General features: G+C 52.5%; 4 protein-coding genes. All 4 read left to right on the forward strand.

Annotation, left to right across the window (positions count from 1 at the left end):
* Positions 1-369: hypothetical protein (locus tag IX84_RS33435; protein ID WP_044223986.1), on the forward strand; the 369-nt coding region annotated here is incomplete at its 5' end.
* Between the two features lie 171 nt (positions 370-540).
* The gene (locus IX84_RS33995) at positions 541-720 is read left to right on the forward strand and encodes a hypothetical protein (RefSeq protein WP_052516183.1); all 180 of its coding nucleotides are present in this window, start codon (positions 541-543) and stop codon (positions 718-720) included.
* A 4-nt stretch (positions 721-724) separates the two neighbouring features.
* On the forward strand, positions 725-1006 hold the full coding sequence (locus tag IX84_RS18190; RefSeq protein WP_052516185.1) for a DinB family protein: 282 nt from the start codon (positions 725-727) through the stop codon (positions 1004-1006).
* Positions 1007-1895: 889 nt separating this feature from the next.
* Positions 1896-18452: an HYR domain-containing protein gene (locus IX84_RS33440; RefSeq protein WP_044223987.1), complete on the forward strand. Its 16557-nt coding sequence runs from the start codon at positions 1896-1898 to the stop codon at positions 18450-18452.
* The last annotated feature ends 169 nt before the right edge of the window (positions 18453-18621 follow it).

The following is an 18621-nucleotide window of genomic DNA, read 5'->3' on the forward strand; positions in this document are numbered from 1 at the left end:
GAAGTTGGGGCAGCGCTGCCTTTGCCCAATTCGCTCGATGGGGGAGGGGGTGCAGCGCTTCGGACAGGCGATAGGCTGCCACCCGTTGACTGGGAGCAGGTAAGCCGCGAACTAAGTGAGCTACAGTTTGATATTTTCCCGAACCCAGCCAGAGATGAGGCATCTCTGGTGCTTTCCCGGCAGGCCGAAGGAACCGAGGCTGTCGTATATAACCTTTGGGGGCAGGAGTTAGCCCGTTATAGACTGGATGGAGTTCAGGTACAAATGTTGAATGTATCCGAATGGCGTGCTCAAAATACAGCCGTCGTAGTGGTGCTGTTCGAACCCGGTCAGCCTCCTAAGACCAAAAAACTGCTGCTGGTCCGGTAATAGGCTCGTTTCAAAAGGTTGGAGGACTTAAAAAACCCAAATGATAAGGCTCGGGCATTGTCCCGGGCTTTTTTTATCAGTCGATTGGAACGCGTCTCGTTGTAGAAGAGCATTGAGTTGATAGGTGCTTCAATTTTCTTAGCTTTAAGGGTAAATTGAGTGTTCAATTTAATGGCTGAAATGACCAATCATCCCATCCAAACCCTTCACCACCTCATCAGTCAGCATCAGGACTGGGATGAGTCCATCTTACTCGACCGCAATCAGTTCCTCACCATGGAAGGACAGGTCGATGACCGGCTGGCTCGGCAATTACTTCGCCAAAAGCCTGCTGCCCAAACCAAAGCTTAATAAAATGAAGACTTTTTCTTCCATGGACCCGGTCGGCAGTCAACTGGATAAATCCGTTCTTACGACTTTCCTGAAGCAGCAGCAGGAGTTGCTGAGGTTGCTGGAGCAGGCCAAAACAGTGGATCTTACCCGGACAAAGACCAGTATCTCTATTTCTTCATGGATCAGGCTTCGGCTGGGCGATACCTTTCGGGTGGTCATTTACCACAATCAGCGGCATATGGAGCAGGCTGAGCGGGCAGTAGATATTCACCAACACCATAATGCTTTCCAAAATGCCAAATAAATCGGCGGATTTACGAATTCAGCGGTCTGCCATTTAGTAGCAACGGTGGGGACTGTGCATGAGAAATACTTAATAAAAAAGTAAATGCACATTGCCCACATAATTCATTATTTACAGCCAGCTTTAGCATTGTAATGAAGGAATAAGCTGCAATATCTCGCCTTTGATATGCTAGGTTTTCTATATTTAAGTTCTGAAAATTTGTTACTCGATATATAAATACTGGAATTCTATTCTAGGATATTCCAAAAATATTTAATAAGTTCGCAAATAATTTATGCAAGCAAACATACATACAGCAAGCAAGCCCCCAAAGCAATGAAAACCGAACTGATCCTTATAATTGATCAGTCTAAATTCCTACAGAGTTGCCACGATGCCGGTAAGGTGACGGGCAGCAGACCGGAATATTTTATGCTTTCCTTTCCTTGCTGAGTGTGGGTGATTCCAACTGGAATTGCCCTTATCACCGGTAAACCGATTATGGTCGCTTCTGACCTTTTACGCTTGTGCCGGCGGCAGGACTCAACCTTCTGCAGTCGGTGATAGCCTGAACCTTGATACTTTAACTTGATACCTTTTCTGATTTCCACCGCGTTACGCAACGCCTGTGGGGTGCTGTTTGTGTGTCACCCCGCAGAGTCGTTCTTTTTTCCGGTGGATTTTGGTATTCATGTTCTTTAGGCCGAACCTTTAATCCGTTCGGTTGGATCGTAAATTTTTCAACAAACATACCGAAGGAGCTTATACACCTTAGTGTTGCCTGCTTTTCGGAACATACTATTGAATTGGTCCTCAGGATGCCCGTGTACCGGGAACCTGAACGGGCTTATTTCATTTTCAGGCACTTATCGCTTAGGAAAGGGTCTGATCAGAGAAAACGTTAAACATGTTTACACAATTACTACCCAAGGTACCAAGTAGAGGTATGCGCCTGGCATCCTTTCTCGTGTTAGTTAGCCCAATCCTTATTTTTGCGCAGCCCTGCCCGCAGCCCACGTTTTCGGGTGCCCCTGTCGCTGGCGGTCTCGCCGATGGAGCTTACGCGGTCTTTGCTGAGGACCTCGACGGCGATGGCGATATGGATGTGCTTTCAGCCTCCTTCAACGACAACAAAATCGCCTGGTACGAAAACCTTGGCGGCGGCAACTTCGGCCCGCAGCAGGTCATTTCCACCATCATGAACGGCACGCTCTCTGTACATGCCGCTGACCTGGATGGCGATGGCGATGTGGATGTCCTTTCTGCCTCCGGGTATGATGATAAAGTAGCCTGGTACGAAAATCTGGGGGGTGGAAGTTTTGGACCACAGCAAGTCCTGACTACTAACGCTAATGGCGCCATATCTGTCAATGCTTCAGACCTGGACGGGGATGGCGATCTGGACATTCTTTCGGCTTCGGTTTTCGATGACAAAATTGCCTGGTTTGAGAACCTGGGCGGCGGCGCTTTCTCCGGAGAGCAAATCATTGCAACGGATGCAGATGGTGCTTACGATGCCTATGCTGCGGACCTGGATAATGATGGTGATATGGACGTACTTACCGCCTCTGGTTTCGACGATCAGATTGCCTGGTATGAAAATCTGGGGAGCGGTACCTTTGGCAGTAAGCAGGTCATCACTTCTTCAGCCAATCTGGCCCGATCCGTCTACGCGGCGGATATCAACCTCGACGGGCACATGGATGTGATCTCTGCCTCCTTTCAGGATGATAAAATCGCCTGGTACGAAAACCTGGGGGGCGGTACTTTTTCTGCTCAGAAAATTATCTCCTTCGCCGCTAATGGTGCGCTGTCGGTTTATGCGGTGGATATGGACAACGATGGGGATCCTGACGTCCTGTCTGCCTCTCAGTACGATGACGAAATTGCCTGGTACGAAAACCTGGGCGACGGCACATTTGCCCCGCAAAGCATTATTGATGGAAATGCCAATGGTGCCATTTCGGTATACGCAGTAGATCTGGACGGTGACGGCGATCCGGATGTGCTTGGCGCGGCCAACTATGATGATGAAGTATACTGGTTTGAGAATATTTGTATATACCCATTGGATCCGGGCGTGATCGTGAGCGGAGGGGAAACCATCTGCTACGGTGGTACACCTTCCATGATGATCGGCAACGTGACCCTGGCGAGTGGAGGGGATGAAAACATCAGCTACACCTGGCGTTCCTCCGCTGATAACTTCACGAATCCAATACCTATCGCAACCGCACCGATCTTCATTCCGCCTGCCGGGCTGACGCAAACCACCACCTACCGTCGCTATGCCAACGATGGGACCTACAGCACCACGCCTACACCATCAGATGGGGAATGGACCGTCACCGTACTCGACGAATTTCATCCGGGACACCTCGCTAATGAAGGGGAGACTATTTGTTTTGAAGGTATGCCCTCGGAAATAGGAAGTACCGCTCCTGCTACCGGTGGGGATGGGCAAATCACCTACACCTGGCGCTCCTCTGCAGACAACTTTTCCAGCCCAATACCCGGGGCCGATGGCCTTACCTATACGCCGGGCGATGGCATGACACAAACCACCACTTTCCGCCGCTACGCTATAGACGAGACCTGCAGTACAGACCCCACTCCCGCCATTGGAGAATGGACCGTCACCGTACTGCCCGCCTTTGATCCTGGTCAGATCGCTGACGAAGGTGAAACGATTTGCCCCGGTGGCACGCCATCCACTATTCCAAATGAATTCCTGGCAACGGGTGGGGATGGACAGCTTTCTTACACCTGGCGTTCTTCCGCTGATAACTTTACAGCGGCTATCCCGGGTGCTGATAATTCAACCTACACACCTGAGGATGAGCTGCCGCAAACCACTATCTTCCGGCGCTACGCCAGCGATAGTACCTGTAATACCAGCCCTGAAGTATCTCTGGGATCGTGGACCGTTACCGTTGCCGATACCTCTGCACCGGTTGCGGCATGTCAGGATATTACCGTGCAGCTGGATGAGAATGGGTTCGTCACAATTTCCACAGATGACCTGGACGCAGGGTCCACTGACGATTGCCCCAACGGATTGGCTAGTCTTTCCCTGTCCGAAACTGATTTCGATTGCGACAATATCGGCACAAACCCTGTGACGCTAACCGCGGAAGATGTTGGCGGCAATACCGATACTTGTATTGCTAAAGTCATTGTGGAAGACAATGTCCTGCCTGCCGCTGTTTGTCAGGACATCACCATTCAGTTGGACGCTGGTGGGCTGGGAAGTATTGTACCCGAAGATATCGATAACGGTTCAACCGATGCTTGCGGAATTTTGAGCCTTAGCGCAGACACCACTGCATTCAACTGTGCGGACGTGGGGCAAAATACCGTAACCCTTACCGTTGAAGACCAGAATGGTAACCTCAATACCTGTACCGCTGCAGTAACCGTAGCGGATACCATTGCCCCACAGGCGCTATGTCAGGACGTAACCGTTCAGTTGGATGCTGATGGCTTGGGAAGCATCACTGCCTCAATCATAGATGCTGGCTCCTCAGATGCCTGCCCATCCTTGCCCGTATCGGGTGGGCCCGTACCGGGTGGGCTAACAAGCCTGGAACTTGATATTACAAATTTTGACTGCGGTTCTATTGGAGCTAATCCGGTAACCCTGACTGCAGAGGACACCAACGGGAATACGGCAACCTGTACCGCAATCGTTACCGTAGCCGACACGGTAGTGCCCGAAGTGCTCTGTCAGGCTGTCACCGTGCAGCTTAATGCCAACGGGCAGGGCACCCTCAGTGTGGCAGATGTGGATGGAGGCAGCAGTGATGCGTGCGGCCTCGACACCTTATATATAGGCCAAACCGCTTTTGATTGCGCGGATGTTGGTGAGCATACCATCACGCTAACCGCAGTGGACCTGAATGGAAACATGAATAGCTGTACCGCTACCATCACAGTACAAGACAATATTGCACCTCAGGTACAATGCGCATCCACTACCTTGCAACTCGATGGCTCCGGGCAAGCGACCCTGAGCCAGGCAGACCTCAACGCCAGTTCTCTGGACTTCTGTGGGATCGCAAGTACTGTTTTGGATCAGACCCTTTTCGATTGTACAGATATAGGTGCCAATACGGTAACCCTTACCGTAACGGACAATAACAGTAACGTCAGTACCTGCACTGCAACAGTTACTATTGAAGATAACATCATGCCGGTGGCCCTCTGTCAAGACGCCACGGTACAGCTTGATGTTTTTGGTGTAGGGATCCTCGACGCTGAGGAGATCGATGCCGGCTCGGGTGATGCCTGTCTGGATACACTAATACTGGATGAAACCACCTTTGGTTGTGGTAATGTCGGTACCAATACGGTCACGCTCACGGTCACCGATCTGGCAGGCAACAGCAGTAATTGCACCGCCACCGTAACCGTGGAAGATAACGTACCACCGGTAGCCGGCTGCCAGGATGTTTCCATACAACTGGATTCCCTCGGGTTTGCCGTGCTTCCGCCAGCCGATGTGGAGAATGCTTCTACCGATGCGTGCCCATACGGGCCCGTACCGGGTGGGGTAGGCCCCTTCCTGCTTGATCAGGATATGTTTGATTGCGGGGACCTGGGTACCAACCTGGTCACCCTTACTGTGGAAGATGAAAACAACAACAGCGATACCTGCACCGCCATCGTCACCGTAACGGATGTCATAGATCCGATCGCCAGCTGCCAGGACGTGACGGTACAGTTGAACGCGGATGGCCTGGGGAGCCTGACGGCTGCTGAAGTAGATGCCGGTTCAACAGATAATTGCAGCGTAGACCTGTTGGCTATTGATGTTACTAATTTTGATTGTGATGATATTGGGCCCAATCCGGTCCTTCTAACCGTAACGGACCCCAGTGGCAATGAGAGCAGCTGCTCCGCACTGGCTACTGTAGTGGATAACATTGCTCCACAAGCCCTTTGCCAGGATGTTACCGTACAGCTCGATGCCGATGGTTTGGGCACACTGACACCCGCTGAAGTCGATGCGGGCTCCGGTGATGTCTGTGGTGAGGTATCCCTTTCCCTTGACATCACTGCCTTCGATTGTGATCAGGTGGGTACGCAAACCGTTGCCCTTACGGCTGAAGATGAGTATGGCAACAGCAGTACCTGTACGGCACTCGTTACCGTAGAAGATAATATTGCACCTGATGTGCAGTGCCAGCCAGTCACCGTTCAGCTTGATGAAAACGGTACAGGCGGTATCACTCCTGCTGCCGTGGACGGAGGTTCCTCAGATGCCTGCGTGTTGGATAACCTAAGCCTGAATATTGCGATTTTTGATTGCTCCTATATAGGGGATAACGCAGTCCTCCTCACTGCAACGGATGTTAATGGCAATAGCAGTTCCTGCACCGCTACCGTCACTGTTGAAGACAATGTCGCCCCGGAAGCTATTTGTCAGAACGCGACCGTACAGTTAGCGGCCAATGGAGTAGGGACGCTCACTGCTGCTCAGGTAGATGGTGGCTCAACCGACGCCTGCCCATACGGGCCCGTACCGGGCGGGCTAGATGGCTTTAGTCTTAGCCAGGCTTCATTTGGTTGTGGGGATATTGGTATTCAGACCGTCACCCTTACCGTTACCGATGTAAATGGTAATAGCAGCTCCTGTGACGCAGAAGTAACCGTTGAAGACAATTTAACACCTACTACCCTGTGTCAGGACGTTACGGTACAGCTGGATGACTCCGGCACCGCCACGCTCACCGCCGCACAGGTTGACAATGGTTCCAATGATGCCTGTGGACTCGCCGGGCTTTCACTCAGTACCGAATCCTTTGGTTGTGAAGACGTGGGAGAGAACCCTGTAACCCTGACCGCAACAGACACGCATGGCAACAGCAGTTCCTGCACCGCTATCGTCACCGTAGAAGACAATGTGGCACCACAAGCCCTTTGCCAGAGTATTACGGTTCAACTCGACGCCACCGGTAATGCCAGCCTGACTGCTACCCAGATCGACAACGGCTCGAATGATGCCTGCTCTACACCGGGTGGTCTTGATAACCTTTCTTTAGATATTACGGCCTTCGGCTGCGATGCAGTTGGTCAAAACAACGTGGTCTTAACAGCTACAGACGTAAACGGTAACAGTAGTACCTGCACCGCTGTAGTCACTGTGGAAGATAACGTGGTACCGCAAGCCCTTTGTCAGGATGTAACGGTACAGCTCGATGGCTCAGGTACTGGTCAGCTTGACCCCGAAGAAATAGACGCCGGATCAGCTGATGCCTGCGGTATTGGAAGTTTGGTTCTGGACCAGAATACTTTCGATTGCAACGATGTGGGTACACAAACGGTTACCCTAACGGTCAGTGACGTCAATGGAAATACCGATAGTTGCACTGCCCAGATTACTGTAGAAGATAATATCGTACCGACTGCCCTTTGCCAGGATGTGACCATACAGTTGGACGCCGATGGCACGGCTAGCCTTTCACCTGCTGATGTAGATGGTGGCTCTGCCGGGGCTTGCGGCGTTTCCAGCCTGGTACTTAGTGACGATAGCTTTGACTGTTCGGATATCGGTCCTAACCTGGTCACCCTAATTGTCATAGACGTGAATGGGAACGCCAGCACCTGTACCTCAACGGTTACTGTAGAAGATAATGTAGCCCCGGAAGCCTTGTGCCAGGACGTGACTGTTCAATTGGATGCCAATGGCTCCGGAAGCCTCACGGCCGCTCAGGTGGATAATGGCTCTAGTGACGCCTGTGGTCTGGACAATCTGACGATAGATACCGAAACCTTTGATTGTGCCGATATTGGGCCGAATGCCGTTACCCTGACTGCTACCGATATTTACGGTAACCACAGTACCTGCTCCGCCCTGATTACAGTAGAGGATAATGTTGCACCGATAGCACTTTGCCAGGACGTAACCGTACAATTGGATACTGATGGCTTAGGAGTTCTCACCGCTAATCAGGTGGACGATGGTTCCAATGATGCCTGCCCATACGGGCCCGTACCGGGCAACGTAGAAAACCTTTCCATCAATCTAACAGGTTTTGACTGCACAGATGTAGGCTTAAATGAAGTCGCCCTGACGGTAACAGACTCCAGCGGCAACAGCAGTACCTGTATGGCTACTGTGACGGTTGAAGACAATGTACCTCCAACGATGGTGTGTAACGATCTGACGGTACAGCTTGATGCGGATGGTGCCGGTAGCATAACCGTGAATCAAATTGATGGTGGATCAACTGACGCTTGTACTATTTCCAGCCTTGCCCTCGACCAGCATACCTTTGGTTGCAGCGATGTTGGGGTCAACACAGTAACATTGATCGGTATAGATAATAACGGAAACAGCAATACCTGTACCGCCTCAGTCACTGTGGAAGACAACATCGTACCGCAGGCCCTCTGCCAGGACATTGCGATCCAACTCAATGCAGATGGTGTCGCCAGTCTTGTACCCGCTCAGATTGATGCGGGCTCTAATGATGCTTGTGGCATTGCTACTCAGGGATTGAACATCACTACATTTTACTGCGAGGATGTCGGTGCCAATACCGTAGCACTTACCGTTGTAGATGCTAATGGCAATGCCAGTTCCTGTACCGCTGTAGTCACTGTGGAAGATAATGTGCCGCCTCAGGCGCTTTGCCAGGATGTGACGGCACAGCTGGATGCCGGTGGCAGCGGCTCGCTTACCCCCGCGCAGGTCGATAATGGATCAGAAGACGCCTGCGGGCTATCGGGGCTTTCCCTGGATGTCACTACATTCGATTGCTCGGACACCGGTCTAAATGAAGTCACCCTTACAGCGACGGATACTAACGGCAACAGCAGCACCTGCACCGCTATCGTCACGGTAGAAGACACTGAAGCCCCTCTCGCGCTTTGCCAAAATGCTACCATTCAGCTGGATGCTGATGGTGGTGCCATTTTGTCTCCGGCTCAAGTCAATGCCGGCTCCATTGATGCTTGTGGCATTGCTACTCAGGGATTGAATATCACTACATTTGATTGCGATGATGTAGGGCCTAACCTGGTCATCCTCACGCTCACCGATGTGAACGGGAACAGCAGTTCCTGCAATGCTACGGTCATGGTAGAAGACAATATCGCGCCGGTTGCTTCCTGCGCTGACATAACCGCACAATTGGATGAAAACGGGGAGGTCATCCTTTCGCCGGCTCAAATTGATAACGGATCCTCAGATGCCTGCCCATACGGGCCCGTACCGGGTGGTGTTGAAAGCTTGTTGCTCGACATTGACGCTTTCGGATGTAATGACCTTGGTCCGAATACCGTCATTCTGACGGTCTCTGATGCTAATGGCAACAGCAGCAGTTGTACCAGTCAGGTGACCGTTGAAGATAATGTAGCGCCCACTGCGCTTTGCCAGAATGCAACTGTTGTGCTGTCTGGTACAGGATTGGGAAGCCTCACTGTGGATGAAATAAATGCTGGTTCTACCGATGCATGCGGCATTGAAGATATGGTACTGAGCAGCACTACATTTAACTGCGAAAATGTAGGCGAGAACCTGGTGGTACTTACCGTTACCGATGTGAACGGCAACAGCAGTTTCTGCAGTGCCACCGTCACCGTGGAAGACAATACCCCACCCGTGCCTCTATGCCAGGATGTGACGATTGCGCTGGATGCAGATGGGCTGGGCAGCGTCACACCGGCACAAGTCAGTAGCGGCTTTATTGATGCCTGTGGGCCCGAAACACTGACGCTTGACCGCGGCGATTTCGATTGCGCTGATATCGGTGAGAATACCGTTACACTCACTCAAACGGATGTTAATGGGAATAGCGGCACCTGCACGGCTACCGTAACGGTGGAGGACCAAACCCCACCACAAGCGCTTTGCCAAAACGTTACCGTTCAGCTGAACGCATCGGGTGAAGGGGTGCTGCCTCCGGCACTGGTTGATGCGGGCTCCAACGACGTTTGTGGTGTTGACTGGATTTCCCTCAATCAGACTCAATTTGATTGTGAGGATGTGGGTCAGAATACCGTGACACTCACCGTTGCGGATATCAATGGTAACCTGAGCACCTGTACAGCAGTAGCTACCGTTGAGGACAACATCGCACCCGTTGCCCAATGTCAAAATGTTGTGGTAGAGCCAGTCTCAGATGTTGCCTACGGGCTGGTACCTGAGGATTTTGATAATGGCTCCACCGATGCCTGCGGCATTGGTAGTTTTTCACTGAATATTGAAACGCTTAGCTGCGAAGATTTTGGCCCTAATCCGGTAACCCTGACGGTCATGGACAACAACGGCAATACAAGCACCTGTACCGCTATGGCCATCGTTCAGGATGCCAACGGGCCCACAGCGATCTGTCCCGGGGACATCACAACAGATACGGATCCCGGTGTTTGCGATGCCATAGTGGCCTACGATCTGCCCGAGGCTGTTTTTGTTTGTGATGAAGCTGTATCTTCCGATACGCTGGAGTTTAACGGGACGATTCAGACTTTCGTTGTGCCCGAAGGGGTGACTTCCCTAAAGATTGAAGCCTACGGTGCACAGGGCGGCGACGCCAATGTAGGATTTGGTGGTCTGGGGGCTTACATGAGCGGTACTTTCGTGGTAACGCCAGGGCAAGTCATTGATGTATTGGTTGGAGAAAAACCAGCCGTATCCAACGGTGGTGGCGGCGGCACCTTTGTGGTAGACCACGATACCGGTATGCCGCTGATTATCGCTGGCGGCGGTGGCGGCGGTGCCGGGTTCTGCTGTGGTACCATCCACGATGGCGCGCCCGGACAAGTTGCTCCATTTGGCTCTGCCGGTATTAATGCTTCCGGTGGGGTAGGAGCCGGTGGTAATTCCGGTAACGGCGGTGAAGCAGGTACCGCTACACAGATGAGCGGAGCCGGCGGTGGCTTCTTTTCGGATGGCGCCAATGGCGATTGTTCCTCTACCGGCGGCCGTTCTTATCAGACCGGCGGCTTCGGCGGGCAGTCTGGAGGAACGATTGATGCCTACGGCGGCTTCGGTGGCGGTGGCGGTGGTTACAACTGCGGTTTAAGCTATGGTCCCGGTGGCGGTGGTGGCGGCTACTCCGGTGGCGGTGCTGCCGGCGGTGGTGATCAGTACGGTGCCGGTGGCGGCGGCGGCTCTTTCAATAGCGGCACTTCACAAAATAACGTCACAGGGCTCAACTACGGGCACGGAAAGGTTATCCTGTCCTGGGATGCCCTCGCAACGGTTTACATCAATCAAATCGATATCACAGGGTTGAGCTCGGGCAGTACTTTCCCGATTGGGACGACTACGCTGGCTTACACCGCCACCGACTACCACGGCAATACCGATGTATGCACTTTTGATATTACTGTAGCAGACAATGAAGCACCGGTGGTCACCTGCCTGCCGGATACGGTTTGGCTGGATGCTTCCGGCAACGGCAGCACTACCCTGGCAGCACTCAATGGGGGCGTTTCTGATAACTGCCCATCCGGTAATGGCCCTGGTGGTCTTGCCTCGCTGAGCGCAGATCAAACCACCTTTGGATGTGCAGATGTGGGCACTAATGAAGTGACGCTCACGGCCGAGGATGTCTATGGAAATACCGGCCAATGTGTGGCTTTGGTCACCGTCCTCGACACCATCGCTCCAGTGGTGAATTGCGAAAGCCTAACCCTTTCTTTGGATCAGAATGGCACAGCGGCTATCAGTATCGATGATGTACTGGTTTCAGCAACCGATGCCTGTAGTAATCCAATACCGAACGATCAGTTGTCTCTGAGTACAGCAGCATTCGACTGTACGAATGTAGGGCCTAACCCGGTCTTGCTGACGGCTACCGATCCAAGTGGGAATACCACTACCTGCGAAACCATCGTCACCGTTGTCGATGATATTGCTCCGGTGGCTTTATGCCAGGACATTACCATAGAATTGGATAATGATGGCGCAGCTGAAGTCTTCCCGGAACAAATTGATGCGGGCTCTAATGATGCTTGTTCCGGTAACGGATTGCCGGGCGTCCTCCTGAGCATTACATCCGATACCACCATCTTTGGTTGCGGTGATGTGGGCGAACAGGTCCTCACCCTGACTGTGGAGGACAATAGCGGAAATACCAGTACCTGCGCGGCTACGGTAACCATTGAAGACAACATCGGACCTGATATGGTGTGCCAGGATGTGACGGTGCAATTAGATGCCTCCGGTACTGCCATCATCACGCAGGAGGAAGTTGACAACGGCTCCAGTGATGCCTGTGGCATTGAATCCTGGTCCTGGGACTTTGGAACCTTTGATTGCAGTGATCTGGGTGAGAATACCCTTACGATCTCTGCTACGGACTATAACGGCAATAGCAGCACCTGCACCTTTACCGCAACGGTGGTGGATATGGTAGCACCGGAATTGATCTGCGAAGATATCACGGTGCAGTTGGATGCCAATGGTACTGCTGAACTTACTGCGGCCCAGGTGGCCACCACCCTTAGCGATGCCTGCGGGCTGGCTACTGTGAATCTGGATGTGACCACATTTGACTGCAGCGCTGTTGGTCCGCAGACTGTAACTGTTACCGCAGAAGACAACGCAGGGAATTCCAGCCAATGCAGTGCCGTAGTGACCGTTGCTGATACTGTAGCACCGGCTGCTGTTTGTCAGGATGTGGTATTGCTGCTGGACGAAGATGGCGTGGCTGAACTTACCACTGCCCAGGTAGACGCAGGTTCCTACGATGCTTGTGGCATTGGTGTCTTAAGCCTTGACGTTACCGCCTTTGGCTGCGGCGATGTGGGTACGCAAGCAGCTACCCTTACGGTTACAGACAACAATAGTAACAGCAGTAGCTGCATTTCGAATATCACCATTATCGATGACGTGGTGCCGGTTGCGCTTTGTCAGGATGTGACGGTGGAGTTAGATGTTCTGGGCAATGCCAGCCTTACGCCAGCTCAGGTAAATAATGGTTCCAGCGATGCTTGCGGTCTGGCAAGTGTAGCCATAGATATCGGCAGTTTCGACTGTGCGGATGTTGGCTCCCAAGAAGTCACGCTGACCGTGGAAGACAACAACGGCAATACCAACACCTGCACGGCAACAGTCACCGTTGAGGACAATACCGCACCAAGCCTGGACTGCCAGGACATTACCGTACAGCTGGATAACGATGGATTGGCAAGCATTATGCCTGCACAGATTGTGGGCACGCCATCCGAGGGCTGCGGGCTGGCAAGCACTACGCTGGACATCAGCGCGTTCGACTGTGCGGATGTTGGTCCGAACACGGTAGTGGTAACCGCAACAGATGATAACAGCAATACAAGCTCTTGCACCGCAATCGTCACAGTGGAAGACAATATCGTGCCTGTAGCTTCCTGTCAGGACCTGACTCTACAGCTGGATACCGGTGGCGCAGTCATTCTCACTCCGGCACAATTAGATGGGGGGGCAAGTGACGCTTGTGGCTTGTCTTTCGCCTTCGGGGATGATCTTCCTTCAGTGATTGAATTCGGTTGTGGCGAAGTGGGCGTACAGAGTATTCCGCTTGTCGTTACTGATGCCAATGGCAACAGCAGCAGCTGCGTGTCTAATATTACAATTGAAGACAATGTAGACCCTGTAGCTCTGTGTCAGGATGTAACGGTAGAACTGAATGCACTGGGCAGCGCTATCTTAACGCCCGCTCAGATCGATGATGAATCCAATGATGCCTGTGGAATTGATGCCCTGAGCCTTGACATTACTTCCTTCACTTGTGCTGATGTTGGTACTCAAATAGTCACCCTTACTGTGGAAGATGAGCACGGAAACACCAGCACCTGCACCGCAACAGTCACCGTTGAGGACAATACGGCACCAAGCCTGGACTGCCAGGACATTACCGTACAGCTGGAAAACGATGGATTGGCAAGCATCACGCCTGCCCAGATTGTGGGCACGCCATCTGAGGGCTGCGACCTGGCAAGCACTACGCTGGATATCAGCGCGTTCGACTGTGCGGATATTGGTCAGAATACGGTAGTGGTTACCGCAGAGGATGAGAATGGCAATACGAGCACCTGCACGGCAGCGGTCACAGTGGAAGACAACATCGCCCCCGTAGCTTCCTGCCAGGATCTGACCCTGCAGTTGGATGCGGGCGGCGCGGTCATTCTCACTCCGGCACAATTGGATGCCGGTTCAGCAGATGCCTGCGGTATTAGTCTCGCCTTTGGTGACGAATTACCCTCGGTGATTGAATTCGGCTGTGGGGAAGTAGGTGTGCAAACCGTACCGTTGCTGGTCACTGATGCCAACGGCAATACAAGCACCTGTGTGTCTAGTATAACCATTGAAGACAACGTAGTACCAGTTGCGCTCTGCCAGGATGTGACCGTGGACTTGGATGCGGAAGGCATGGTAATGCTTTCCGCTGATCAGGTAGACAATGGCTCCAACGATGCCTGCGGTATCGAGAGCCTGAGCCTGGACATCAGTAATCTGGACTGCAGTGATGTAGATGGACAAAGCGTCACCCTTACCGTAGAAGACGAGAACGGAAATACCAGCACGTGCACTGCCGAGGTTACGGTTGAGGACAACACCGCACCTGTAGCCGTTTGCCAGAACCTGACCGTTGAGTTGGATGCAAGTGGAATGGCCTTCATCTCCGTAAACCAGATTGATAACGGCTCCTTTGATGCATGCGGCCTGGCAGAACGAGGGCTAAATATTGCCAGCTTTGATTGTGGGGATATTGGTACGAATAATGTATTGCTGACGGTAGAGGACTTCAGTGGCAACATGAGTGCCTGTATAGCCGTAGTCACCGTGGTAGACAACACGGCTCCTGAAGCCTTATGCCAGGATGTGACGGTTCAGTTGGATGCTGCTGGAATAGCTAGCTTGTCTGCTACTGAAGTAAATGCTGGCTCCAATGATGCCTGTAGTATTGCCGGAGTCGAAATCGACCAATCCGAATTTGACTGCACTGATGTGGGAGCCAATTCAGTAGTGCTTACCGTCACCGATAACAGCGGCAACAGCAGCACCTGTACCGCCACGGTAACCGTTGAGGACAACGTTGCTCCTCAGGCGCTTTGCCAGGACATCACCGTTGCGCTGAATGCCTCCGGAAACGCTACAATTACTGCCGGTCAAATTGGTAATGGATCGCATGATGCCTGTAGCATTTCCCAACTGACCCTTGATCAAACAATATTTGATTGTGGTGATGTGGGTGAAAATACGGTCACGCTTTCCGTAACGGATGTCAATGGCAATCTCAGCACCTGTACCGCTACGGTTTCGGTGGAGGATAATACGATTCCCGCGGCACTCTGCGAAGACCGGACCGTACAACTTGACGCTTCCGGTGCAGGAAGTATTACACCGGGGCAGGTATTCGAAGGCGAGATTGATCCTTGCGGGCTCGCCAGCCTCAGCCTGGATAAGACCACTTTTGATTGCGGTGATGTAGGTACAAATACAGTCACGCTTACCGCAACAGACGTTAATGGCAACACCAGCACTTGTATTTCTACGGTCACGGTGGAAGACAACATCGCACCGGAAGCGCTGTGTGAAGATGTGACGGTACAGCTCGATGCCTCTGGTAACGGTGCCCTGAGTGCCGAACAGGTCGATGGCGGTTCCGGCGATCCGTGCAACCTTTCCAGCCTAAGCCTGAGCCAGACGAGCTTCGATTGCGGAGATGTGGGCAGTCAGATCGTTACCCTGACCGCAACAGACGTTAATGGCAACAGCAGCACTTGTACTTCTACGGTCACGGTGGAAGACAACATCGCACCGGAAGCGCTGTGTGAAGATGTGACGGTACAGCTCGATGCCTCTGGTAACGGTGCCCTGAGTGCCGAACAGGTCGATGGCGGTTCCGGCGATCCGTGCAACCTTTCCAGCCTAAGCCTGAGCCAGACGAGCTTCGATTGCGGAGATGTGGGCAGTCAGATCGTTACCCTGACCGCAACAGACGTTAATGGCAACAGCAGCACTTGTACTTCTACGGTCACGGTAGTGGACAATGTTGCGCCACAGGCGCTTTGCCAGGACGTTACGGTACAGCTCGATGCCTTTGGCATCGGTGCCCTGAACACAGACCAGATAGATGGCGGTTCCGATGATGTGTGTGGTATTTCCAGCCTAAGCCTGAGCCAGACGAGCTTTGGTTGTAATGATGTGGGCATCCGGAGCGTTACGTTAACAGCCACGGACGTCAACGGCAACAGCAGCATTTGTACTTCTACGGTCACGGTAGTGGACAATGTAGCTCCACAGGCGCTTTGTCAAGACGTTACGGTACAGCTCGATGCCTTTGGTATCGGTGCCCTGAACACAGACCAGATAGATGGCAGTTCAGGTGATGCGTGTGGCATTTCCAGCCTGAGTCTGAGCCAGACGAGCTTTGATTGCAGTGATGTGGGCATCCGGAGCGTTACGTTAACAGCCACGGACGTCAACGGCAACAGCAGCACTTGTACAGCCAACGTAACGGTCGTGGACAACATCGCTCCACAGGCGCTGTGTGAAGATGTGACGGTGCAGCTTGATGCCTTTGGTAATGGTACCCTGAACACAGACCAGATAGATGGCGGTTCCAACGATGTATGCGATATTTCCAGCCTAAGCCTTAGCCAGACGAGCTTCGATTGCGGGGATGTGGGCAGTCAGATCGTTACCCTGACCGCGACAGACGTTAATGGCAACAGCAGCACTTGTACTTCTACGGTCACGGTAGTGGACAATGTAGCTCCACAGGCGCTTTGCCAAGACGTTACGGTACAGCTCGATGCCTTTGGCAACGGTGCCCTGAACACAGACCAGATAGATGGCGGTTCCGATGATGTGTGTGGTATTTCCAGCCTAAGTCTGAGCCAGACGAGCTTTGGTTGTAATGATGTGGGCATCCGGAGCGTTACGTTAACAGCCACGGACGTCAACGGCAACAGCAGCATTTGTACTTCTACGGTCACGGTAGTGGACAATGTAGCTCCACAGGCGCTTTGTCAAGACGTTACGGTACAGCTCGATGCCTTTGGTATCGGTGCCCTGAACACAGACCAGATAGATGGCAGTTCAGGTGATGCGTGTGGCATTTCCAGCCTGAGTCTGAGCCAGACGAGCTTTGATTGCAGTGATGTGGGCATCCGGAGCGTTACGTTAACAGCCACGGACGTCAACGGCAACAGCAGCACTTGTACAGCCAACGTAACGGTCGTGGACAACATCGCTCCACAGGCGCTGTGTGAAGATGTGACGGTGCAGCTTGATGCCTTTGGTAATGGTACCCTGAACACAGACCAGATAGATGGCGGTTCCAACGATGTATGCGATATTTCCAGCCTAAGCCTTAGCCAGACGAGCTTCGATTGCGGGGATGTGGGCAGTCAGATCGTTACCCTGACCGCGACAGACGTTAATGGCAACAGCAGCACTTGTACTTCTACGGTCACGGTAGTGGACAATGTAGCTCCACAGGCGCTTTGCCAAGACGTTACGGTACAGCTCGATGCCTTTGGCAACGGTGCCCTGAACACAGACCAGATAGATGGCGGTTCCGATGATGTGTGTGGTATTTCCAGCCTAAGTCTGAGCCAGACGAGCTTCGATTGCAGTGATGTGGGCATCCGGAGCGTTACGTTAACAGCCACGGACGTCAACGGCAACAGCAGCAGTTGCACTTCAACGGTAACGGTGGCAGACAACATAGCCCCTCAGGCGCAGTGCCAGGACCTCACCGTTCAGTTGGATGAATTTGGAGAAGGCTTCCTTACCGCAGGACAGGTCAATAACGGCTCCAACGATGCATGCCAAATCGCTACACTAAGTCTTGATAAAACGGAGTTTAGCTGTGACGATGTAGGGGCTCCGACCGTCACGCTCACCGCCACCGATGTCAATGGCAATAGCAGTTCCTGTACGGCCAATATTACTGTAGAGGACAATATCGCCCCGGTTGCCCAGTGCCAGGACCTGACGATTCAGCTGGGTATGAATGGTTCGGCCAGTATCACCGTTGCAGATATTGAAAATGGCTCCACGGATGCCTGTGGGGTATCAGGGCTGGCTTTGGATATCACTACTTTTGGTATTGCTGATGTAGGTGATAATACTGTTACGCTCACCGTAACTGACGATAATGACAATAGCAGCACTTGTACTGCTACTGTCACTGTAGAGAACAACTTCGCACCCCCGACCGGAGGCATAGAAAGCAACCGTAGCCAAAGTAAGGATTCAAGTGTGCGCTACCAGGCTAAAGTCTTCCCGAACCCGACACTTGGCGTCTTCACCCTGCGTTTTGAGCAGCCGCTTCAGGGCTCTGCTCATGCGATACTCCGCAATGATTTGGGACAGGTGATTAGTCAGGTGACCTTGCCGGAAGGAACCAAAGACCACCGGTGGGCCAACGTCTACCTCGCTGCCGGTCTGTACTATCTCGAAGTGCAACATGAAGATGGTAACCGGGAAGTATTGAAAATTGTCCGGAAACAGTTCTAAACCTGCTATTTGGCATAACGTTTTTTTAGGCTTTTGAAACCTGATGATGAGGCTGTCTCTTGATATAGAGGCAGCCTCAATGGTTATTTCCTGCTTTCCAGTTGTAATGCTCACCAGAAATGCCTGCAGTTTGCTCTTGGTTGCCAGAGGAACAATTTCCCGGAAATGT

It is taken from the genome of Phaeodactylibacter xiamenensis, assembly GCF_000759025.1.
Classification (GTDB): Bacteria; Bacteroidota; Bacteroidia; order Chitinophagales; family Saprospiraceae; genus Phaeodactylibacter; species Phaeodactylibacter xiamenensis.